The sequence below is a fragment of the Gryllotalpicola protaetiae genome (assembly GCF_003627055.1).
Taxonomy (GTDB): domain Bacteria; phylum Actinomycetota; class Actinomycetes; order Actinomycetales; family Microbacteriaceae; genus Gryllotalpicola; species Gryllotalpicola protaetiae.
In genome coordinates, this window is record NZ_CP032624.1 from 2,376,756 (window position 1) to 2,396,417 (window position 19,662).

The 19,662-nt window shown below is 68.2% G+C and carries 21 protein-coding genes; 14 read left to right on the forward strand and 7 right to left on the reverse strand.

Annotated elements, in window-relative coordinates; translation table 11 throughout:
* Positions 1–199 precede the first annotated feature (199 nt).
* On the forward strand, positions 200–1,477 hold the full coding sequence (locus D7I44_RS11640) for a multidrug effflux MFS transporter (protein WP_245979560.1): 1,278 nt from the start codon (positions 200–202) through the stop codon (positions 1,475–1,477).
* On the opposite strand, the gene D7I44_RS11645 is transcribed toward D7I44_RS11640, so the two are convergent.
* Entirely contained in the window at positions 1,474–2,217 is a 744-nt protein-coding gene (locus tag D7I44_RS11645) for an aminoglycoside phosphotransferase family protein (RefSeq protein ID WP_162940233.1), read from the reverse strand. The two genes, D7I44_RS11640 and D7I44_RS11645, sit on opposite strands and share 4 nt — an antisense overlap.
* Before the next feature lie 40 nt (positions 2,218–2,257).
* On the opposite strand from D7I44_RS11645, the gene D7I44_RS18215 reads away from it, so the two are divergent.
* The 3 genes from D7I44_RS18215 to D7I44_RS11655 all read left to right on the forward strand — a co-directional run bounded on the left by D7I44_RS18215 (position 2,258) and on the right by D7I44_RS11655 (position 3,703).
* Entirely contained in the window at positions 2,258–2,428 is a 171-nt protein-coding gene (locus tag D7I44_RS18215; RefSeq protein ID WP_162940234.1) for a hypothetical protein, read from the forward strand.
* Positions 2,429–2,482: 54 nt separating this feature from the next.
* Positions 2,483–2,752 (forward strand): acylphosphatase, encoded by a 270-nt coding sequence (locus tag D7I44_RS11650; RefSeq protein WP_120789649.1) that lies wholly within the window; start codon positions 2,483–2,485, stop codon positions 2,750–2,752.
* 69 nt (positions 2,753–2,821) lie between these two features.
* The gene (locus tag D7I44_RS11655; RefSeq protein WP_120789650.1) at positions 2,822–3,703 is read left to right on the forward strand and encodes an HAD family acid phosphatase; all 882 of its coding nucleotides are present in this window, start codon (positions 2,822–2,824) and stop codon (positions 3,701–3,703) included.
* A gap of 96 nt (positions 3,704–3,799) precedes the next feature.
* Here the strand turns inward: D7I44_RS11655 and D7I44_RS11660 are convergent, their stop codons facing one another.
* From D7I44_RS11660 to D7I44_RS11670, 3 genes are all read right to left on the reverse strand, one after another.
* Positions 3,800–5,461: a purple acid phosphatase family protein gene (locus tag D7I44_RS11660; RefSeq protein ID WP_120789651.1), complete on the reverse strand. Its 1,662-nt coding sequence runs from the start codon at positions 5,459–5,461 to the stop codon at positions 3,800–3,802.
* Positions 5,462–5,550: 89 nt separating this feature from the next.
* On the reverse strand, positions 5,551–6,573 hold the full coding sequence (locus D7I44_RS11665; RefSeq protein WP_120789652.1) for a cation diffusion facilitator family transporter: 1,023 nt from the start codon (positions 6,571–6,573) through the stop codon (positions 5,551–5,553).
* The gene (locus D7I44_RS11670) at positions 6,570–6,938 is read right to left on the reverse strand and encodes an ArsR/SmtB family transcription factor (protein ID WP_120789653.1); all 369 of its coding nucleotides are present in this window, start codon (positions 6,936–6,938) and stop codon (positions 6,570–6,572) included. Before D7I44_RS11670 ends, D7I44_RS11665 begins: the two co-directional genes overlap by 4 nt.
* Positions 6,939–7,200: 262 nt before the next feature.
* Between D7I44_RS11670 and D7I44_RS11675 the strand changes: the two genes are divergently transcribed.
* From D7I44_RS11675 to D7I44_RS11695, 5 genes are all read left to right on the forward strand, one after another.
* Positions 7,201–7,728 carry a PadR family transcriptional regulator gene (locus tag D7I44_RS11675; protein WP_120789654.1) on the forward strand — a complete coding sequence of 176 codons (528 nt, stop codon included), beginning with the start codon at positions 7,201–7,203 and terminating at the stop codon, positions 7,726–7,728.
* A 4-nt stretch (positions 7,729–7,732) separates the two neighbouring features.
* On the forward strand, positions 7,733–9,430 hold the full coding sequence (locus tag D7I44_RS11680) for an ABC1 kinase family protein (RefSeq protein ID WP_120789655.1): 1,698 nt from the start codon (positions 7,733–7,735) through the stop codon (positions 9,428–9,430).
* Entirely contained in the window at positions 9,427–10,107 is a 681-nt protein-coding gene (locus tag D7I44_RS11685; protein WP_425459312.1) for an NUDIX hydrolase, read from the forward strand. Before D7I44_RS11680 ends, D7I44_RS11685 begins: the two co-directional genes overlap by 4 nt.
* Positions 10,108–10,173: 66 nt before the next feature.
* Positions 10,174–11,193 (forward strand): NAD(P)-dependent oxidoreductase, encoded by a 1,020-nt coding sequence (locus tag D7I44_RS11690; protein WP_120789656.1) that lies wholly within the window; start codon positions 10,174–10,176, stop codon positions 11,191–11,193.
* On the forward strand, positions 11,190–12,749 hold the full coding sequence (locus D7I44_RS11695; RefSeq protein WP_162940235.1) for an FGGY family carbohydrate kinase: 1,560 nt from the start codon (positions 11,190–11,192) through the stop codon (positions 12,747–12,749). The genes D7I44_RS11690 and D7I44_RS11695 overlap by 4 nt, the downstream gene beginning before the upstream one ends.
* A 48-nt stretch (positions 12,750–12,797) precedes the next feature.
* On the opposite strand, the gene D7I44_RS11700 is transcribed toward D7I44_RS11695, so the two are convergent.
* Complete coding sequence (locus D7I44_RS11700; protein WP_162940236.1) at positions 12,798–13,253, reverse strand: tautomerase family protein; 456 nt, start codon at positions 13,251–13,253, stop codon at positions 12,798–12,800.
* 285 nt (positions 13,254–13,538) lie between these two features.
* Here D7I44_RS11700 and D7I44_RS11705 point away from each other — a divergent pair, with 285 nt between their 5' ends.
* Positions 13,539–14,081: a ThuA domain-containing protein gene (locus tag D7I44_RS11705; protein WP_425459313.1), complete on the forward strand. Its 543-nt coding sequence runs from the start codon at positions 13,539–13,541 to the stop codon at positions 14,079–14,081.
* An 11-nt stretch (positions 14,082–14,092) separates the two neighbouring features.
* Here D7I44_RS11705 and D7I44_RS11710 read toward each other — a convergent pair whose 3' ends face one another.
* The gene (locus D7I44_RS11710) at positions 14,093–14,443 is read right to left on the reverse strand and encodes a tautomerase family protein (protein WP_120789660.1); all 351 of its coding nucleotides are present in this window, start codon (positions 14,441–14,443) and stop codon (positions 14,093–14,095) included.
* Between the two features lie 131 nt (positions 14,444–14,574).
* Positions 14,575–15,603, reverse strand: coding sequence for a LacI family DNA-binding transcriptional regulator (locus tag D7I44_RS11715; protein WP_120789661.1), 1,029 nt, complete (start codon positions 15,601–15,603; stop codon positions 14,575–14,577).
* A 442-nt stretch (positions 15,604–16,045) separates the two neighbouring features.
* Between D7I44_RS11715 and D7I44_RS11720 the strand changes: the two genes are divergently transcribed.
* The 4 genes from D7I44_RS11720 to D7I44_RS11735 all read left to right on the forward strand — a co-directional run bounded on the left by D7I44_RS11720 (position 16,046) and on the right by D7I44_RS11735 (position 19,659).
* Positions 16,046–17,422: an ABC transporter substrate-binding protein gene (locus tag D7I44_RS11720; protein ID WP_120789662.1), complete on the forward strand. Its 1,377-nt coding sequence runs from the start codon at positions 16,046–16,048 to the stop codon at positions 17,420–17,422.
* Between the two features lie 125 nt (positions 17,423–17,547).
* Positions 17,548–18,483: a carbohydrate ABC transporter permease gene (locus D7I44_RS11725; RefSeq protein WP_120789663.1), complete on the forward strand. Its 936-nt coding sequence runs from the start codon at positions 17,548–17,550 to the stop codon at positions 18,481–18,483.
* 1 nt (position 18,484) lies between these two features.
* Positions 18,485–19,273: a carbohydrate ABC transporter permease gene (locus D7I44_RS11730; RefSeq protein ID WP_120789664.1), complete on the forward strand. Its 789-nt coding sequence runs from the start codon at positions 18,485–18,487 to the stop codon at positions 19,271–19,273.
* A gap of 41 nt (positions 19,274–19,314) precedes the next feature.
* Entirely contained in the window at positions 19,315–19,659 is a 345-nt protein-coding gene (locus D7I44_RS11735) for a tautomerase family protein (RefSeq protein ID WP_120789665.1), read from the forward strand.
* The last annotated feature ends 3 nt before the right edge of the window (positions 19,660–19,662 follow it).

Consider the following 19,662-nt stretch of genomic DNA (forward strand, 5'->3'; position numbering starts at 1 on the left):
CGCCAGTCGAAGCGTGATTAATCGACGACCCGGCGCGCGTGGCCGTCGTCGGTCGTCACAAAATCCCGCTGATTGGGGCCGGAGCGCGACTTACTGACGACCGGCGCATCGCGTAGCATTGACTCGCGCCGTCGAATCGATTCGAGGAAGAACGAGCAGGGGCGCCCCTCGCACCGCCATCTTCTTCGCTTTGGACCTCGTGACCTCCACCGCCCCTCTTGACCTGACCCTCGCCGCATCCGACGAGCTCGCACCGCGCCGCCACCCGGGCGACGCCCTCAGCCGCCGCCAGCGGCTCAGCTACGTGCTGATCCTGGGCGCGCTCACGGCGCTCGGCCCGTTCACGATGGACACCTACCTGCCGTCGTTGCCGACGCTGCAGGCCGATCTCGGCACGACGACCTCGCTCGCGCAGCTCACCCTCACCGCGACGACGATCGGCTTCGGCATCGGCCAGCTGCTCGTCGGCCCGTGGAGCGACCGGGTCGGCCGCCGGCTGCCCCTGATCCTCGCGACCGCACTGCACATCGTGGCGTGCCTCGGCGCCGCGCTCGCCCCGAACATCGAGGTGCTCAGCATCTTCCGCTTCCTGCAGGGCTTCGGGGCAGCCGCCGGTGGAGTGGTCGCCCAGGCGATGGTGCGCGACCTGTTCGGCGGCCGGCCGCTCGTGCGCATGCTCTCGAATCTCGCGCTGGTCAACGGCCTCGCCCCGGTCATCGCACCCGTGGTCGGCTCGCAGCTGCTGCTGATCATGCCGTGGCGCGGCATCTTCTGGGTGCTCGCGGCGTACGGCGCCTTCGTCGTCGCGTGCGTCGCGCTCTGGATCGTCGAGACCCGCCCGCCGTCGGCCCGGCACAGCTCAGCCCACTCGAGCACGCGCGCCCGCTACAAGGCGGTGCTCACCGACCGCATCTACGTCGGCATCGTCATCGTCGGCGCGATGAACTTCGCCGGCCTGTTCGCGTATCTCTCGGCGTCGACGTTCCTGTTCCAGGATCTCTACAACTTCTCCGCCCAGCAGTACGGCCTGCTGTTCGCAGTGAACTCCGTCGGCATCATCATCGGCGTGCAGACCGCGGGCCGCATCGCTCACCGCGTGCCGCCGCAGTGGATCCTCGCGTTCTCGACCGCCGCCATGCTGATCGCCGCGATCGTCATCGTGATCAACAGCGCGCTGGGGCTCGGCGAGTGGGGCGTGATGATCCCGCTCTGGTTCTTCATCTGCGCCTGCGGCTTCGGATTCCCCACCGTCGGCGTTCTCACCATGAACTCGCACCCGCACGAGGCCGGCACGGCTGCGTCGCTGCTCGGCGCGTTCCAGTTCGTGATCGCGGGCGTCGTCGCCCCGATCGTCGGCCTGTTCCACCTCACCAGCGGCTTGCCGATGGGCGCGATCATGGTGGTCACCTCGACGCTTTCCGTGCTCGGCCTGTGGTTCGTCGTGCGGCCCAAGACAGTGCCCGATATCGGGCATTAGGACCACAGCTGCGACAGGGCATGCCATGCGGTGTGCCAGTCGCGCAGGCGGTCGGCAGGCATCCCGGTGGCGGATGCCACCACGGCCAGCCGCCGCGTCAGCCGACTCGACTCGTGGTTCGCCTCGTAGGTCTCGTGCGGGTTGCACAAGAGGTTCGCGTAGTCGAAGCAGCTCTCGCCGAGCAGCGCCTTCGGGTCGATGGCCTTCCACCTGGGCGTCCGCTCGTCGCCGAAGTCGAGCACGTTCCCGTGATGGATGTCCCCGTGCAGCACCACCTCGTCCCATGGGTCGTCGAGCAGGCGAAGGGCCGTCCGCCGGGCATCCGCATAGCTGTCGTCGGATGCTTCGAGCAGATCGCTGAACCAGCGGCGCAGCGGTACCGTGCGCACCACCCCATCGGGCTTCGCGTGCAGCCGCAGCGCCGTCTCGGCGAGCACCCGGGTCGCCTCGTCGTCGCCTGCGTCTCCCTCGGCGGCCAGCGCCGCGAGCGAGCGCGGCCCCTCGGCGCGCTCGAGCAGCACGGCCGGCCCGAGGTGCTCGAGCACCCGCGCGGAGGCCGTGCCCGGCCACCACGCCATGAGCGCGCCGCCGCGCAGCTCCTCGGGGATCGGCGCGACCCTGAGCACGGCGGCGGTCCCGTCGGCGCGATGCACGAAGGTGACCTCGCTCGTCGGGGTGACGACAGGCTCGGCATCCGCCGTCAGTCCCCATGCCTCGAGGTAGGAAGCCGTGGCGCTCACCCGACAAGTCTGCCCGGTAGGGTTGTCAGCAGGAGGACCCATGACTGTCATCAAGCTCGTGATCGCCGGAATCTTCTTCGCCGGCAGCTTCGTGCTGTTCGCCATCGCGCCTGAGCTTCCGAGCTGGCAGGCCCCGGTGTTCTTCGCGGGCATCATCTCGATCGCGCTGTCGTTCGCGCTGCCGATGAACGTCTTCGCGAAGACCAGCTGACCCGCGACTGCTGCCCGCGCCACGCCCCCCTCGCCCACGCGGCAGAATCAATCCATGAGGCGGGTGCGGGCGGTCATCAGCGGCGACGTTCAGGGCGTCGGATTCCGGTACTCGGCACGCGAGCGGGCACGCCGGCTCGGCGTCGCCGGGTGGGTGCGCAACCTGCCAGACGGCTCGGTCGAGGCCGAAGTCGAGGGTGAGGCAGGCGCAGTCGAGCGCATGCTGGCGTGGCTCGACCGCGGTCCGAGCGGCGCTCGTGTGGCATCCGTCGCCGTCACAGAGACCCCGGTGCTGCACGCGGCCGAGTTCACGATCGAGCGTTAACACGCCCGCCCCATGGGGGTGCTAGGTTCACGTGCTATTCATCGCCCATTAACCCAAACGGGGGTCAACGTGACACGCACCGCAAACCGCCTCCCCATCATCCTCGGCGTCGCCATCGCCGCGGGTGGACTCGTGTTCGGCGGCAGCCTCGCCGCCAATGCGCACAATCAGTACCCGGGCCCCGGCCACTCGCAGTCGACCCAGGTCGACCGCGAGGCGAGCAACGCGCTGGCGCAGAACTCATTCGTGCCGGTCGACGGCAACACCGAGTCGAACGTCGGTATCGTCGAGGACCAGATCAAGGCCTACTACGGGTCCGCGACGACGACGTACAACATCCCGGGCGTCGGTGACAGCGTCACCGCCACGATCCCGTCGTCGACGTCGAACTACGCGAAGCAGATGAACGGCATCGTCGCCGGCGCTGAGCGCTACCTCAGCTCGCCGCAGGCGCGGCCCGACCGCGGCAAGAAGCCGGCGATCGTCTTCGATGTCGACGACACGCTGCTGAACACCTACGACTACGAGATCGCGAACGCCTTCGGCTACAACCCGACGGTCAACGGGTACTGGGTGAACGCAGGCGCGTTCCCCGCGGTGCCCGGCATGGTCGGCCTGTACCAGTTCGCGAAGTCGCACGGCTACACGGTGTTCTTCATCACCGGCCGCCCCGAGGCGCAGCGCGCCGCGACCGAGGCGAACCTCGCGAGCACCGGCTACGGCACGATCGACGACTCGAAGCTGTTCCTCAAGCAGCCGACCACGCCGTCGTACCTGAGCTGCGCCGCCGCGAGCTGCACCACGATCGAGTACAAGTCGGGGACCCGCGCGCACATCGAGACGCAGGGCTATGACATCGTCGCCGACTTCGGCGACCAGTACTCCGATCTGACCGGCGCATCGCACGGCGAGCAGTTCAAGCTGCCCAACCCGATGTACTACCTGCCCTGACAGACGCAACAGCCCCGAGGGGTGCGTTCAGGTCCCCACCGCGTCGTGCGGGCGACCCGAACGCACCCCTCGGGTGCGCCACGAGCAGGCGGATGCCTAGTGGTGGCGGCCGTCGGAGCGGGGGCGCTGCAGGGTGAACGTCTCGAACGGGGTCAGCGTGCCGTAGGGGCCCGCGACCTCGTAGTACGTCACCGTGATCGTCGTCTGGTCGCCGGGCGACCGGCCCGGGTCGACGTCGAACGCGGCGAAGCCGTAGGCGTTCGCGCCGTCGCGCACTCCGGACCAGGTCGCCTTCTCCTCGACGTAGACGGGCGGGTAGTGCCCGGCCGTCGCGCGGTCGACGGTCGTGTCGCGCGCGACGACGACACGGCAGGTGGGCAGGTCGGCGGGGTCGGCGGCGCCGGGGGTGCCCGGGTAGAGCAGCTGGTTCGACGGTGCCGAGGTGCCGCCGCCGCCGATCACCATGTGCACAGTGCCCTTGGTGGTGTCGATCGCCTTGAGCTCGGGTGAGACGGGGATCGGCGTCAGTGTCTGGTTCTGCTGCTGGCCGCGGATCGCGAGCGAGCGCTCGTAGTGGTGCTCGTGCCCGCCGACGACGAGGTCGACGCCGTATTTGTCGAACAGTGGCAGCCACTGCTGCCGGATGCCGAGGTCGGCGCCGTTGAAGTTCGACGCCGTCGAGATCGCGACCTGGTGCATGCACACGACGATCCAGTCGATCGAGGAATCCGACCGGGCCTGCTTCAGCGTCGATTCGAGCCACGCCTTCTGCGCGCCGTGCGAGTAGCCGAGCACGTTCTCGTCGCCGGCGTCCTGATAGGTGATGTCGTCGTTGGCCAGGAAGATGAACTTGACCGAGCCGACCGTCAGGTCGTACCAGAGGCCGGCCGTGACATCCGTCTGCCCAGGTTGGCGCGGGGTGTCGAAGTAGGTCTGGAACGCCTGGTAGCCGATCGCGCCGTTGCCGTTCTCGTTCTCGTGATTGCCGGGGGCGGGCATCCAGGCGCGGTGGCGAGCGGAGCGGGTGTTGTTGTTCCAGAAATCCGACCAGGTGCGCACGCGGTCGGTCGCGAGGTTCGCGTAGCAGAGGTCGCCGTTGAACAGATGCAGCAGGGGCTCGAGGGATTCCACGCCCGCCGTCGTGTCGCCGGCAGAAGGCGAGCCGAGGTTGTCGTTCACCCACGTGCCGTTGACCTGCTTGCCGGTCGTGGGCGTGCCCTGGTCGCCGAAGCTCGTGAAGCGGAACGCGGTGCGGCCGGCGGGCGCCGTGCGGAAGGTGCCGAACTCGGGCTTCGCCCCGTCGTGCACGGCGAGATAGACGTAGTCGGTGCCCGGCTTGAGGCCTGTCAGCCGCCCGTGGAACACGTAGACGACCTCGCCCGACTTCGCGTCGGTGTACTTCGCCGTCACCGCGTTCGTGGCGCGCTCGAAGGGGCCGCCGCCCTGCGCGATCAGCACCTTCGGGTTCGTGACGGGGACGATCGTCTGCCACGAGACGGTGGCCTGCGTCGCGGCGTTGCTGCCGAAGGTGACGTGCAGGCCCGCGACGGCCGGGACGATCGAGCCGGTCTGACCGGGGTGCGATCCGGGCTTCGAGCCGAAGACTCCGCCGAGGGTCGGGGAGGTGGGGGTGGCGGCGTCGGCCGGAGTCGCGATCGCGACGGTTCCGGCGACGGCGACGGCGCCGGTGGCGCCGAGGGCGGCGAGCAGGCTGCGGCGGGAGAGGTCGAGGCCCGTGGGGGCGATGGTGTCAGTCACACCTCAGACCCTGGCGACACCAAGGAAATCGAAGGTCACGGGCGGCTGAATTCTTGTCCCCAGCATGGGGGGGCGGAGAGGGGGAGGGCTCAGCGGGCGGCCGCCGGTTCCGGCGTCACCGTGAACTCGTCGAGGTTGCGCAGCGCACCGCGGACGTGCGCCGACGCGTGCTCGGCGATGTGGGCGGCGTCGTGCAGCTGCGCGGCATCCGTTCTGATCGTCGCCGAGCCGGTGAGGCGGTGGCCGACCCAGCGCAGCCTGACGGTCTCGACCGCGACGACGCCTGTCGTGTACTCGAGCGCATGCTCGGCGCGCTCGACCAGCTCGGGGTCGATCGCATCCATCAGGCGGCCGCCGATCGACTTCACGGTGCCCCACAACAGGATCAGGATCGAGATGGCGATGAGCAGGCCGATGATGGGGTCGGCGAGCGGGAAGCCGAGCAGCACGCCGATAGCGCCGAGCACGACCGACAGCGAGGTGAATCCGTCGAGCCTGGCGTGGACGCCGTCGGCGACGAGCGCGGCGGAGCCGATCCTCTGACCGACCCTGATCCGGTAGATCGCGACCGCCTCGTTGCCCGCGAAGCCGACGACGCCCGCGCCGATGATGAGCCAGGGGTTCTCGACGCCGACGGGGTGGACGAACCGACTGATCGCCTCCCATCCGGCGAGCACAGCGGAGAGGGCGACGACGAACACGATGAACATGCCTGCGAGGTCCTCCGCGCGGCCGTAGCCGTAGGTGTAGCGGCGGGTGGCGAGGCGGCGGCCGAGGATGAAGGCGATCCACAGAGGCACGGCGGTGAGCGCGTCCGCGAAGTTGTGGATCGTGTCGGCAAGCAGCGCGACGGATGCCGTGAGCAGCACGACCACCAGCTGCAGAACCGTCGTGCCGAGCAGGATGAACATCGAGATCTTGAGGGCGCGCACGCCGGCGGCCGAGGCTTCCAGGGCGTCGTCGATCGACTCGGCCGCGTCGTGCGAATGCGGCACGAAGAGCCCGTAGAAGAAGCCTCTGATGCCGGCGGGGTGTGAGTGGTCGTGGTCGTGGTCGCCGTGGTCGTGGTCGCCGTGGCCGTGGCCGTGAGCGTGAGTGTGCGGAGTGCTCATGCGCCGGTCTCCTTGGCCTCGTGGTGGGGGACGTTCTCACTGTTCACGGTGTGCTCGGCTTGCTTGATGGCGTCACTCACCAGGTCGGAGGCGTGCTCGTCGGCGAGCCGGTAGAACGCTGTGGTGCCCTCCCGGCGCGGCACGACCATGCGCGCGAGGCGCAGCTTCGCAAGATGCTGCGACACGGCCGCCGGCGACTTGTCGACCACCTCGGCAAGGTGGTTGACCGACATCTCGCCCGCGCTGCGCAGCGCGAGCACGATGCGCACCCGGGTGGCGTCCGCAAGCATCGAGAAGACCTCGACGGCGAGCTCGACGTACTCGGAGTCGGGGTCGATGAGGTATGTCTGCTTACCTGCATTCATACGCAGATCGTTGCACACCAATGCTGAGACCGCCGGCTCGGAACGAGGACGAGGCCGCGTGAGCACCCCCTCACGCACCCGAAGGGTGCTTTGAGGCCGGCTCGGCGCGGCAGCAGCGGCCCGAACTGCTCCTTCGGGTGAGTTTGTCCGGGCTCCGGGCGGAGCTGTGGCTGTGACCGGGCGGGGAACCTGGAGACAAAGCATCCATCGCGACCTATCGTGAAGCTGCGGCGATTCGCGGCGCACGACCCAGGAGGTCTTGATGAGCAGTCCCTTCACCGGCGGGGGCGCGCGCCCCTCCCTTTCCGACGCGTTCGACCAGCTGCGATCGGCGGTCGAACAGCGACTGTCACCCCGCGACGGGCGAGGTGGCGACGTGCGCGCCGCGATCCTCACCGTGCTGGCGGAGAAGCCGGCGACCGGTGGCGAGATCATCACCGAGGCCGGCGTGCGCAGCGGCGGCAGCTGGAAGCCGAGCGCCGGCGAGGTCTACCCGACGCTGCAGCTGCTCGTCGACGAGGGCGCGCTGACCTCGAAGGTCGTCGGCGGTCGCAAGACCTACTCGCTGACCGAGGAGGGGCAGGCAGAGGCGGATGCCGCCGCCGGAAGCGCCGCCGGTCAGACCCCCGGCAGGCACGAGCTGTTCGGCCCGCTGCCGAAGGCCGGCATGGAGCTCGCGCAGGCAGCCGCGCAGGTGCAGCGTTCCGGCACGCTCGAGCAGCAGAAGCAGGCGGCGACGCTGCTCGACGAGGTGCGTCGCAAGCTGTACGCGATCCTCGCGCAGGACTGATCGGATGCCGGAAGCGGGCGCTCCCGCCCCGGGCACGACGCCCCAGGCGGCGCTCGAACGCGCCCGCTACCGCCGCATCCTACGATTCGCCGGCCGCTACCTCGCCCAGGCGTGGTGGTACGAGCTGGTCCTTCCCCGCATCGGGCTCGAGCGACTGTCTGCGCGCGGGCGCGCCGCCCGGCTGACGCGGCTCGCGCAACGGTTCCACGTGCTCGCGGTCGAGCTCGGCGGCCTCATGATCAAGGTCGGGCAATTCCTGTCGAGCCGGCTCGACGTGCTGCCGCCCGAGATCACCCGCGAGCTCGCCGGACTGCAGGACGAGGTGCCGCCGGCGCCGTTCGCCGCAGTCAAAGAGCTCGCCGAGGCCGAGCTCGGCGTGCCGCTCACCGAGGCGTACGCGGCGTTCGACGAGGTGCCGGTGGCCGCGGCGTCCCTCGGGCAGGCGCATCGCGCGCACCTCTCACCGCGAGATGCGGCAGAGCTCGGCCAGGACGCCGTCGTGGTGAAGGTGCAGCGGCCGGGCATCCGCTCGATCGTCGATGTCGACCTCGCCGCGCTGCGCCGGGTGGCCGGCTGGCTCAGCCGCCTGCGCATCGTGTCCGACCATGTCGACGCCCGGTCGCTCGTCGCGGAGTTCGCGAAGACGAGCCTCGAAGAGATCGACTACCTGCACGAGGCCGCAGGCGCCGAGCGGTTCGCCGCGATGTTCGCGAAGGACCCGCGCGTGGTGGTGCCCGACGTCGTGTGGGAGCGCACGACTCGCCGCGTGCTCACCCTCGGCGACGTGACGGCGATCAAGATCAACGACGTCGACGGGCTGCGCGCGGCCGGCATCGACCCGTCGCAGGTGGCCGCGGTCTTCGCCGAGGTGATGTTCGAGCAGCTGCTCGGGCAGGGATATTTCCACGCGGACCCGCACCCGGGCAACGTGTTCGTGACGCCCGACGCGGGCGCTCCCGGCTTCCGGCTCACCTTCATCGACTTCGGCATGATGGGCGAGATCACCGACGAGCTGCGCGCGGGCCTGCGTAGGTTGCTCGTCGCGGTGGCCGCGCGCGACGGGCGCGGGCTGATCGAGAGCGTGAAAGAGGTCGGCATCCTGCTGCCCACGGCCGACACGGCCGAGCTCGAGCGCGCGATGACGCAGCTGTTCGACCGCTTCGGCGGCATGGGCTTCGCGCAGCTGCGGCGCATCGACCAGCGCGAGTTCCGCGACTTCGGGCAGGAGTTCGGCCGGGTCGTGCGATCGCTGCCGTTCCAGCTGCCGGAGGACTTCCTGCTCGTCATCCGTGCGATGTCGCTGACCTCTGGCGTGTGCAGCTCGCTCGACCCCGAGTTCAACATCTGGGACGCGATCGAACCGTTCGCGTCGCGCCTGCTGCGCGAGGAGGGCGGGAACGTCGTGGCGGTCGCCGCGCGCGAGACGGTGTCGGCCGCCGGTGTCTTCGTGCGCCTGCCCGGCCGCATCGACGCGCTCATCACGCGCGTCAACGACGGGGCGGTCACGGTCGCGACGCCCGCGATCGACCGGCGGCTCTCGCGACTCGAGCGCCTGGTGCGGCGCGCGGTGGGTGCGGTTCTGTTCGCCGGATTCCTGATCGGGGGCGTCCTGCTGCTGCCCCTGGCGGCGCCGCTCGGCATCGTCCTGATGTGCGTCTCGGCTGTGCCCCTGCTGTACGCCTTGCTCGGCGGCGGCCGGTGACCGCCCGCGCGCAGCTCGCGGCGCTCGCCGCGTCGTCGGCGAACGGTGAGGCCTTCGCCCGGCTGCGTCCGGCGCTCACGGGCGTCGGTCGGGCAGCCGCCGTGCTGATGCTCTTCGGAGAGTTGGACAGGCTGCCGAGCGAGCGGCCGGCGCAGGCATCCGCCGTCTCTCGCGATCTCGACGTGCTGCTCGTCGAACGCGCCTCGAGCCTGCGCGCGCACCCCGGGCAGATCGCGTTCCCCGGCGGCCGGATCGACGCGGGCGATCACACGCCGGTCGCTGCGGCGCTGCGCGAGGCTCGGGAGGAGACCGGCCTCGACCCCGACGGCGTCGAGGTGCTCGGCGCGCTCGGAGTCGTGCCGCTCGAGCACTCGCAGCACCTCGTGACCCCTGTGCTCGGCTGGTGGCGCGAGCCGTCGCCGGTGCGCGTCGTCGACGAGGCGGAGTGCGCGGCGGTCTTCCGCACCCCGGTCTCCGATCTGCTCGACCCGGCTGCGCGCGGGGTGACCGTGATCAGACGCGGCGGGCGCGAGTGGCGCGGGCCGGCGTTCGAGATTCGAACGGAGACCGGCGAGCGAGTGCTCTGGGGCTTCACGGCGATGCTGCTCGACGCGGTCTTCGAGGCGCTCGCGTGGACCGAGGCGTGGGATGCGGGGCGGGAGCTGCCCCTCGACTGACCCCGCGAGTTCGCTTCAACCCCGTACGGTTGCAGATGTTGTCAAAGAAGACACCTTAGGAGCGGGATGCCTCACGAAATCCTCGTCATCGGGGACAGCTACATGAACGCCGCGCTCTTCGTCGACGCCCTGCAGCAGCATGGGCTCGAAGCCGATGCGACGACGGTGACGATCACCGACAGCCCCACGTGGCCGACCGACGGGCTGAGCGAGTTCGAAGGCGACCCGGCGGAGGTGAGCGCGCTCATCGACGGGCATCGCATCGTGGCGTTCCACGGCGCCCCGGTCAGCCGCCGGGTGATCGAGGAGAATCCGTCGATCGAGCTGCTCGGCTGCGCGCGCGGCGGCCCCGTCAACGTCGACCTGGCCGCGGCCGCGGAGCGCGACGTCGCGGTCACCACGACCCCCGGCAAGAACGCGGCGGCCGTCGCCGACCTCACGATCGGGTTCCTCATCGACCTGCTGCGCAACGTGCCCGCGTCGGTGCGCGATGCCGAGCGGCGCCGCGACTCGGACCTGCCGCTCGTCGAATCGACCTTCGACGGCGCCCGCTGGTTCGGGTTCGAGCTCAAGGGCCGCAGGCTAGGGCTCGTCGGCCTCGGCAACGTCGCCAGGCTGGTGGCCGAGCGGGCGCTCGCACTCGGGCTCGAGGTGCTGGCGTTCGACCCGTATGTGCCAGCGGGGTCGGTCGCGGGCGTGACCCGGGTCGACAGCGTCGACGACCTGCTGCCCCAGGTCGACATCGTGAGCCTGCACGCGCGCGCGACCGCCGAGAACCGGCATCTGATCGGCGCCGAGCAGTTCGCTGCCCTGCGCCGGGGCGCGTTTTTCATCAACACGGCGCGCGAGTCGCTCGTCGACGAGAGCGCGCTGCTCGACGCGGTGCGCAGCGGCCACCTCGGCGGTGCGGCGATGGATGTCGCCGAGACCGACGGCCCCTGGCGTGAGCTGCTCGCCGAGCCGAACGTCATCCTCACGCCGCACATCGCAGGTGCGACCTTCGAGACGCTGCAGCGCGGGGCGCAGATGCTCGCCGACGAGATCCTGGCGTTCACGACCGGCGGCGAGCTGAAGTGGCTCAGGTGACGGCCGACGACGCCGTCTTCCTCGCGATCGACGCAGGCACCGGGTCGGTGCGCGCGATCGCGTTCGACCAGACCGGCGCCGTCGTCGCGCGCGCGTCGCGCGAATGGACCCACCGGCCGACCCCCGGGCACCCCGGCGGCGCCGATTTCGACACGGCAGGCGGCTGGTCGCTGATCTCGTCGGCCGTGCGCCAAGTCGTCGGGCGGCTCGGCAACCGGCAGGTCGCGTCGATCGGCGTCTCGAGCATGCGCGAGGGATTCGTGCTCTATGACGAGCACGGCACCGAGATCTTCGCCTGCCCGAACACCGACGGGCGGGCGCGCAGGCAGGCCGAGCAGCTCGCCGAGCGCGGTGTGGCGGCCCGCATCTACGAGCTCGCCGGCGACTGGGTCTCGATCACCGCGCCCTCTCGCCTGCTCTGGCTGCAGCAGGAACGGCCGGACGTTCTGGCCGCGGCCCGCCACCTCGGCATGCTGAGCGACTGGGTCGTCTACCGGCTCACCGGCGAGTTCACCACCGACCCGAGCTGCGGCTCGAGCAGCGCGCTGTTCGACCTCGCCGCACGCGGCTGGTCGGGCGAGCTCGCCGACGCGATCGAGCTTCCCCGCGGCGTCCTTCCCGAGGTGCTCGAGTGCGGGGCCGTCGCGGGGGCGGTCACGGCTGAGGCAGCCGTCGCCACGGGCCTGCCCGTCGGCACGCCGGTCGTAGTCGGCGGTGCCGACACGCAGCTCGCGCTGCACGGCATTGGCGCGCGCGGCGGCGTGCCGACGATCGTCGCCGGCACCTTCTGGCAGACCACCTTCGTCAGCGACGAGCCGCTGATTGACCCCGGGCGTCGCCTGCGCACCCTCTGCGGGGTCGCCCCGGGCACCTGGATGATCGAGGGCATCAACTTCTTGAGCGGCCTCAGCATGCGCTGGTTCCGCGACGCGTTCTGCCCCGACGCGACGAGCGAGGGCGGCAGCGCGTACGACGCGATGGAGAGATGGGCGAGCGCTGCGCCGCGCGGCTCGAACGGACTGGTCGCGGTGCTCTCCAACATCATGCAGGCGGATGCCTGGCACCACGCCGCCCCCGCCTTCGTCGGCTTCGACATCAATTCGGCGGAGGGCTTCGACCGGGGAACGTTCGTCCGCGCGATCGAGGAGGCCGCGGCGTACGTCGCGCGCGGGCATCTCTCGATCCTGGGCGAGGTGACCGCCGGCCGCGCGCTGGCGGCTGGCGAGGTGATCCTCACCGGCGGATCGAGCGCGGGGGCGCTCTGGCCGCAGATCATCGCCGAGGCCACCGGCCTCACCGTGCAGACATCGATGGCGCCGGAGGCCACGGCGTATGGGGCGGTGCGCCTGGCCGCCGCCGCGGTGGGTGCGGCGCTCGCGCCGGTCGGCGCGTCGGGGCGGGCCGTCGTGCCGTCGCCCGAGGCGGTCGCCGAGTACGACGCCGCGTTCGAGAACTGGCGAGCCGTGTACCTGGCGCAGTTGAGTGCGACGCAGGCATCCGGCATCGCGCCCCTGTTCACGCCGCCCGGCGGCCTGCCGTATCGGGGCGAATCATGACCGACGAGTGGGCCTTGCCTGCCGAGAGTCGAGCACTTCCTGCGCCGTCTAGTGCTCGGCCGCGAGTACAGCCCGAGCGGCTTCGGTCGCGTCCGAGAGCTTCCAGTCCTCGAAGCCGTTCTCGAGAAGGATGATCAGAATGTCCTCCGGTCGAATTCCGACCTCGCCGAGCTTCGCGACGATGTTGGCGTAGAGCGCCTGCTTCTGCGAGATCGGGTGCCGATAAACCAGAAGCACCTGGAGAACGATGAGGTTCTGTCGATCGACGCCGTTGTACTGCGGATCGAACACGATCTCGCCGGGCTCGCGCGGGTGAAACACCTGGAACAGATCGCTCTCGGGAATGCCGAGTTCCGGAAGCTCCCACTGCGCCGCGTGGATCGCGGCGCTGATCTCATCAGCTTTGGACTCGTAGAGGTCGCGGTCGAGCTCGATTTGGATATACGGCACCGCTTGGGCTCCTTTGCCGAAATGTTTCATTATTTGCTGGACGAAGGTTTCCAACCACCTCGATGCGCATCAGCCTAAGGATCGCGGGGGAGCGCCGTCAAGGGGCCCGTGCCGTCTGGGATCCGGGAGGTTTGAAGCAATCGAACTTCGACGAAAACCTGCTGAATGTCATCGATAGACTTTCGCTACGGGCGACTCGACGCCCAATCTCAACGAGGAGGTTCCCAAATAATGCGAGCGACGATTCTTTCGGGGGGCGGACAGTATTCCGACCCGTGGCACCCGTTTGCCGAGACCTCTGCTGCGATCGCTGAGATCCTTGGCGATGCGGGATTCACGGTGGCAGTGCGCGAAGATGTCGAAGACGCTGCGGCGGACCTCGGCGCCGTCGACCTGATCGTCGCCAACGCGGCAGCGGGGCCCGAGTCAGACAAACGCGGGCCGGCACGCGCCGGTGTGCTGAAGTTCCTCGAGAACGGCGGCGGTGTGCTCGCCATTCACGTCGGAGCGTCCGGGCTCGTCGGCATCCCGGAGTGGGAGCAGATCACGGGAATGGCGTGGGTCGAAGGGTCCGGTCACCCGCCTGTTGGACCTTCACGGCTACTACTGGATGCTGCGGTGCACCCGATCGCCGCTCATTTGCACGATTTCGAGCTCGTCGATGAGCGTTACAGCAATCTCCGACTCGCCCCCGACCTGGCACCGTTCGTCTTCCACGACCTCGACGGCGTGCGGCATCCGCTGGTCTGGACGCGAAGCTATGGCCTGGGCCGGGTCGTCGTCGACACTCTCGGACACGACGCGCGTTCATTCGGCTCGCAGGAGCACCGCCTGCTGATCGATCGCAGCGCGCGCTGGGTGACGCGCCAGCCCCTCCGCTGAGGCGTGGCCTGTCACCGCGCGCCGACGGACCAGTCGTAGGAGTTGTTCTCGTTCAGAGGGATGTGCACATTCCCCGGGTTGAGTCCGAGCCGTCCGAGTTCGACGAGGATCTGCGTATAGAGCGACTGCTTCTGGTCGTAGCTGTACCCGCGCGGAACCGTCACGCCGACGACGGTGTGATCGCTGCCCGCGCCGCCGAAGCGCGTCGGAGGCAGCGCGTCGTCGTACGGATTGAACACCTGAAGCGTCTCCGCCGGCGACACGCTAAGTGAGCCTGCGAGTGCGCGGTGCAGAGCCGCGCCGATCGCGTGACCCTTTTCGTTGTACATGGACTGCGGCAGATCGACGGTGATGAGCGGCATGATCAGGTCTCCTTCGCGAGCTGCGCCCCACCATGAGGCGTCCAGCTCGTGTGGGATCACGCTAATGACCACGTACCGGCAATGGCAACTGTTTCGCTTGTGAGTGAAAATGTTTCCCGCAGGTGCCGCCGCTAGAGCTTCAACGGTGCCGTGCTCTTCCGCACGATGAGCGAGGTCGCCAGGTCCCGACGGATGCTGTCGAGCTGGTTCTCGTCTCGGAAACGCACCAGTAGCCGTGCGGCCTCTGCAGCCATCTTGCTCAGCGGGTTGTGGATGGTGGTGAGCGGCGGCCCCGACCATGCCGAGAAGTGCACGTCATCGAATCCGACCACGGAGAGGTCGTCCGGCACGACTAGGCCCTTCGTGCGCGCGGCTTCGTATACGCCGAGTGCCTGAAGGTCGTTCGTCGCGAAGATCGCAGTCGGGGGCTTCGAATCCGAGAGCATCTGCAGACCGCCCTCGACGCCGCTGTCGAGGTGGTAGTTGCCGGGAATGATGAGCTCCTCGCGCACCGGCACGCCGGCATCCGCCATCGCCGAGCGAAATCCGGAAAGTCGCGCACGTGCGCTGGTGACGTCCTGTGGGCCGGCGATCACGCCGATGTCGCGATGGCCGAGTGAGAGCAGATGCTTCGTCGCAAGCACGCCGCCTGACCAGTTGGCCGACCCAATAGATGGCACATCGGCGGCCGGCTCCCCGGACGGGTCGACCAGCACGAACGGGATGTTGCGTCGCCGCAACTGACGTTTCGGCTCTGCGGCGAGGTCGGACAGAACGAGAATCACGCCGAAGGGTCGCCGCTTGATCACGCCCTCGATCCAATCGGCTGCGGGGGCGTGCCTGTCGCCGCTCTTGGTCACCACGAGGCTCATGCCGCTTTCGCGCACGACTTCCTCGGCGCCGCGCAGCAGCTCTAGCGACCAGCCGTCTTCAAGCTCATTGAACACGATCTCCACGAGCGGGGCGACGAGGCGGTCGCTGCCTGGCTTTGAGTACCCGCGCGCCTGCAGCAGGCTCTGCACGCGGTCGCGCGTCTCATGAGCCACGCCGGGGCGACCGTTGAGCACCTTCGAGACCGTCGCCATCGAGACATCCGCGTCGCTGGCGATCGTCGCGAGGGTCGCTCTTTCGGGGCGATCTGGCCCCTGCGCTGCATTCATGACCCGCAGTTTATGCGCACGAGAGGCCTCGATCGGGCCATCCCGCAAAAACTATTTCGCGACGAGCGCGCGACAAATGTCCCGTCAACGCGGACCAATTCCGTGTGATAAAAGCTCCTTCGTCAGGGAAAGTCTTGAAACAGTATCAATGAGAGAACGAAATATTGACACAACAGTTGCGTGCGCCTAGCTTGATCGGCAAGACGGTGCGCCGATGTTGACGAGCATCACGCGGACCAGAAGGCAACGTCGCCTCGAAAAAGGAGCACCACCCCTGTCCCAGTTCACCCGGCCGAATCCCCGAGCTCCTCATGCCTCGGCGACGCGGCCAGCACCAGCCGGCGTTCTCGAGCATTTCGCGGACACCCGGGCAGCCACTGAGCTCAGCCCCGGTGCCAACAGGCCCTGAGCCCGCCGTCTCAACAGATTTATTGGAGAGCTCATGTCAATCAGGTCCTACGCCAGACGGGCGAGGATCCGCGCGATCAGCGCGGCTGCCATTGCAGGGATCGCCCTCATCGCCGTCGCCGGCTGCAGTTCCGGCGGAGCGGCGAGCACCAGCACAGGCTCGGCGACCAAGGGGAACATCACCTGGTGGGGTTGGAGCCCGGAGCCGGGCTCGGCCACCGAGTACATCAAGGCGTTCAACAAGGTCTATCCCGACATTCATGTCACCTTCAAACAGCTCCAGATTGCCGGCTATGACGCCGGCCTGCGGCCCGCCCTCGCCTCCAAGGTGGGCCCCGACGTCTTCGACGTCGCGCCGGGCGGCGGCATCGGGTCGGTAGAGGAGTACTACCAGAACGCGTCAGACCTGGCACCGGCGGTTCAGAAGTCGCTCGGCAGCGACTGGAAATCGAAAGTCGCGCCCATCGGTATCGACAGTCTCACCGTCAAGGGCAAGCTCACCGGCCTGTCCGTCGGGTCCACTTTCGCTGGCAATCTCTGGATCAACCAGGACATCTTTGACAAGTACCATCTGACGCCGCCGACAACGCTCGATGAGTGGGCGGATGTCTGCAAGGCGCTCGCCACGCAGAAGCAGGGCTGCTTCGTGCAGGGCGCCGGGCAGGTCGCCTTCGACCAGGACACCCTGCAGTCGATCGCAGACAGTGTGAAGCCGGGCGTGTGGACGGCGGCTTCCAAGGGGGACGCGAAGTGGACTGACCCGACGATCGTCCAAGCCCTCACCATCTGGAAGAAGATGTTCTCCAACGGGATCATGAACGAGGGCGCTCTGGGCCTGCAGCAGTACCCCGATGCCAACAACGCCTTCCTCTCCGGGAAGTACGCGATGGTGATGATGGGTACCTGGTACATGCAATATGCCACCGAGTCCGGAGCGACTGCTGCGGTCTCCGCCGCAGGAGTCGCGAACGCGAAGCCGTTCAACATGATCAGCATCCCGTTCCCTGACGTCGCAGGCAACGGCAACCCGCCGTCGATGTACGGAGACTCGGACTACGGCCTGGCTGTCAACGCGAAGTCCAACAACCAGGCGGCGGCAAAGACCTTCGTCACGTGGATCACGACCTCCAAAGCCGGCCAGCAGGTCGTCGGGAACGTCCTGACCGACATCCCATCGCTCAACGGCGTGCAGCCCGACTGGAGCAATGTCGAACTCGTCGATCAGGGGTCTCAACAGTCGAACCTGCAGAACCTCATCAAGACGACCACCACGGTGAAGGAGCCGCGCCTCTCACTCGTCTCGTCGCAGCTGCAGCAGGCAATCGGCGTGGCCGCGACCTCGGTCGCGCAGGGGTCCGCGTCACCGCAGCAGGCAGCGGCGACGCTGCAGAGCACAGCGGGCGGCAAGTAGCCGGGTCAAGCCATTGCCCCGAGGTCGCCGATGTGCCCGTGCGGCCCCGGGGCAATGCAGGCCCGTGAAGCTCCAAACGCAGTCGAAAGAACCGAGGCACATGCCAATCGTCTGGAAGAAGCGCAATGACTGAAATGGCCGTGAGCGTGCGGACCGAGAGGACGCAGGAGAGGCGTCGTCGACGGGGGCTGGTGCCCAGTGGGCTGCCGTGGATCCTCCCGGCGCTGATCGTGTCGGCTGGTCTGATGTATTTCTGCATCGGCTACACGGGCTACATCTCGACGCTCGACTGGAACGGCACGGCGCCTGACCCACAGCGGGTCGGCATGGGCAACTTCGTGATGCTGTTCAACGACCCGATCTTCTGGGCGGCGCTGCGGCACACGGTCGCGTTCTACATAGTGACCTTCGTGGTGCAGACCTTCCTCGGGATCGTCTTCGCCGTTCTTCTCCACTCCGGACCGAAGTTCGGGGTGCTCTACAAGATCATCATCTTCGTGCCGGTGGTCATCGCCCCGGCGGTCATGGCACCGGTCTTCCGCCAGATGTTCGCCGTCGACGGCGGCTTCAATCTGCTGCTCGAGCACATCGGGTTGGGAGCCCTGGCGCAGCCCTGGCTCGCCCAATCCGCGACCGCGTTGCCCGTGATCATGGTCATCCAGATCTGGGGCCAGACGGGCGTCACCTTCATCCTCTACTTCGCGGCCATGAGCCAGATCGACCCCGAAATCCTCGAGGCGGCGCGCATCGATGGGGCCAGCAATGCGCGCGCCCTCGTGAGCATCATCTGGCCCATGGTCCGAGGCACGACGCTGGCCCTCGCGATCCTCAGCGCGATCGGGGCTCTGAAGACATTTGATGTGCCGTACCTCGTGACCCTCGCGGGGCCGAACTTCGCCACGGAGTTCCTCGGCACATTCATCTACCGCGTGAGCATCCCGCTCGCCCAGGTCGGCTACGGCGCCGCGGCATCCATCGTCCTCCTCTTCCTGGCGCTGGCAACCGCGATCGTGCTGCAGCTCAATGGCCGCGAACGTGACGCGAAGAAGGCGAGGGCCTGAGATGTTCGAAGTTCGAACGGGTTGGGGTAAGGTCGTTCTCCAGGTCGTCCTGACACTGCTCGTCCTGCCGTTCCTGTTCCCGCTGATCGAGATGGTCCAGGGGTCCCTCGCTGGGCGTGGGTGGGGGAACTACCTTGCCGTCACACGCGTGCCCGGGTTCTACCAGTTCTTCATCAACAGCGCGATCATCGCGACATCCACGATCTTGATCGTCTATCTGCTGACGATGCTGGCTGCGTATGGGTTCGCCAAGCTCCACATCCGCTCGCGCGAGGTGTATTTCTGGATGCTTCTGGCGTGCCTCACCCTGCCAGAGGTGGTGCTGATCACGCCGCTGTTCGTGACCGCGACGTCACTCGGTTTCTACAACACCTACTGGGCCGTGATCCTCCCGCTGGCGGCGCTGCAGGTTCCATTCGCGGTGCTGCTGAGCCGGAACTTCATCAACGGGATCCCGCACGAACTGTTCGAGGCGGCACGGGTTGACGGCGCCGGCTCGCTGCGGGGTTTCGTCTACCTCGTGATCCCGCTGACGCGCCCGATCGCGGCGGCCGTACTGATCTTCACGCTGATCAATGCGTGGAACGACTACCTGCTGCCGCTTGTGTTCCTGCAGGACCCGGCGAAGCAGACGATCACCCAGATCCCTCAGTTCTTCGTCAGCCAGTTCAGCAACGACCAGACGAAGGTGCTCGCCTCTGCCGTCCTCACCGCAATCCCCGAGGTCGTCGCCTACGTCGCGCTGCAGCGTCTGTTCGAGCGCGGCCTGTCCGCCGGCGCGATCAAGTAGTCGCGCTCTCCGAAACCACCCCTTACGAGCAAGGAGCACACGTGCCGCTCATCCAGGTCGACCTCGATCACGACCACTACGCGTCCATCAAAGACCGGCTCAGCCAAGCGCTGCAGGAAGCCCAGGTCGACGTCTACGACGTGCCGGGGGACGACCTCTTCCAGGTGTTCCGATCGCACGCGGCAGGCGAGGTCAGGGCGGGCGAGGATGCCGCAGGGCATCCGATTGTCATCAGGATCACCGGTGTGCATCGGTACCCGCTCGCGACGAAGCAGGCGCTGTTCGCGGCGATCACCGCACGGGTCTCCGCGCTTGGCGTGAGCCCGGCGGACATCCACATCATCCTGACGGAGAATGCGTACGAGGACTGGTACGCGGGGAAGTGACCG

What these genes read in the sequence shown, in the direction of transcription:
- D7I44_RS11680 (WP_120789655.1), top strand. Translation starts at nt 7,733, where the DNA reads ATGCCGGAAGCGGGCGCTCCCGCCCCGGGCACGACGCCCCAGGCGGCG.
- D7I44_RS18215 (WP_162940234.1), top strand. Translation starts at nt 2,258, where the DNA reads ATGACTGTCATCAAGCTCGTGATCGCCGGAATCTTCTTCGCCGGCAGC.
- D7I44_RS11730 (WP_120789664.1), top strand. Translation starts at nt 18,485, where the DNA reads ATGTTCGAAGTTCGAACGGGTTGGGGTAAGGTCGTTCTCCAGGTCGTC.
- D7I44_RS11675 (WP_120789654.1), top strand. Translation starts at nt 7,201, where the DNA reads ATGAGCAGTCCCTTCACCGGCGGGGGCGCGCGCCCCTCCCTTTCCGAC.
- D7I44_RS11670 (WP_120789653.1), bottom strand. Translation starts at nt 6,938, where the DNA reads ATGAATGCAGGTAAGCAGACATACCTCATCGACCCCGACTCCGAGTAC.
- D7I44_RS11710 (WP_120789660.1), bottom strand. Translation starts at nt 14,443, where the DNA reads ATGCCGCTCATCACCGTCGATCTGCCGCAGTCCATGTACAACGAAAAG.
- D7I44_RS11650 (WP_120789649.1), top strand. Translation starts at nt 2,483, where the DNA reads ATGAGGCGGGTGCGGGCGGTCATCAGCGGCGACGTTCAGGGCGTCGGA.
- D7I44_RS11665 (WP_120789652.1), bottom strand. Translation starts at nt 6,573, where the DNA reads ATGAGCACTCCGCACACTCACGCTCACGGCCACGGCCACGGCGACCAC.
- D7I44_RS11720 (WP_120789662.1), top strand. Translation starts at nt 16,046, where the DNA reads ATGTCAATCAGGTCCTACGCCAGACGGGCGAGGATCCGCGCGATCAGC.
- D7I44_RS11715 (WP_120789661.1), bottom strand. Translation starts at nt 15,603, where the DNA reads ATGAATGCAGCGCAGGGGCCAGATCGCCCCGAAAGAGCGACCCTCGCG.
- D7I44_RS11690 (WP_120789656.1), top strand. Translation starts at nt 10,174, where the DNA reads ATGCCTCACGAAATCCTCGTCATCGGGGACAGCTACATGAACGCCGCG.
- D7I44_RS11725 (WP_120789663.1), top strand. Translation starts at nt 17,548, where the DNA reads ATGACTGAAATGGCCGTGAGCGTGCGGACCGAGAGGACGCAGGAGAGG.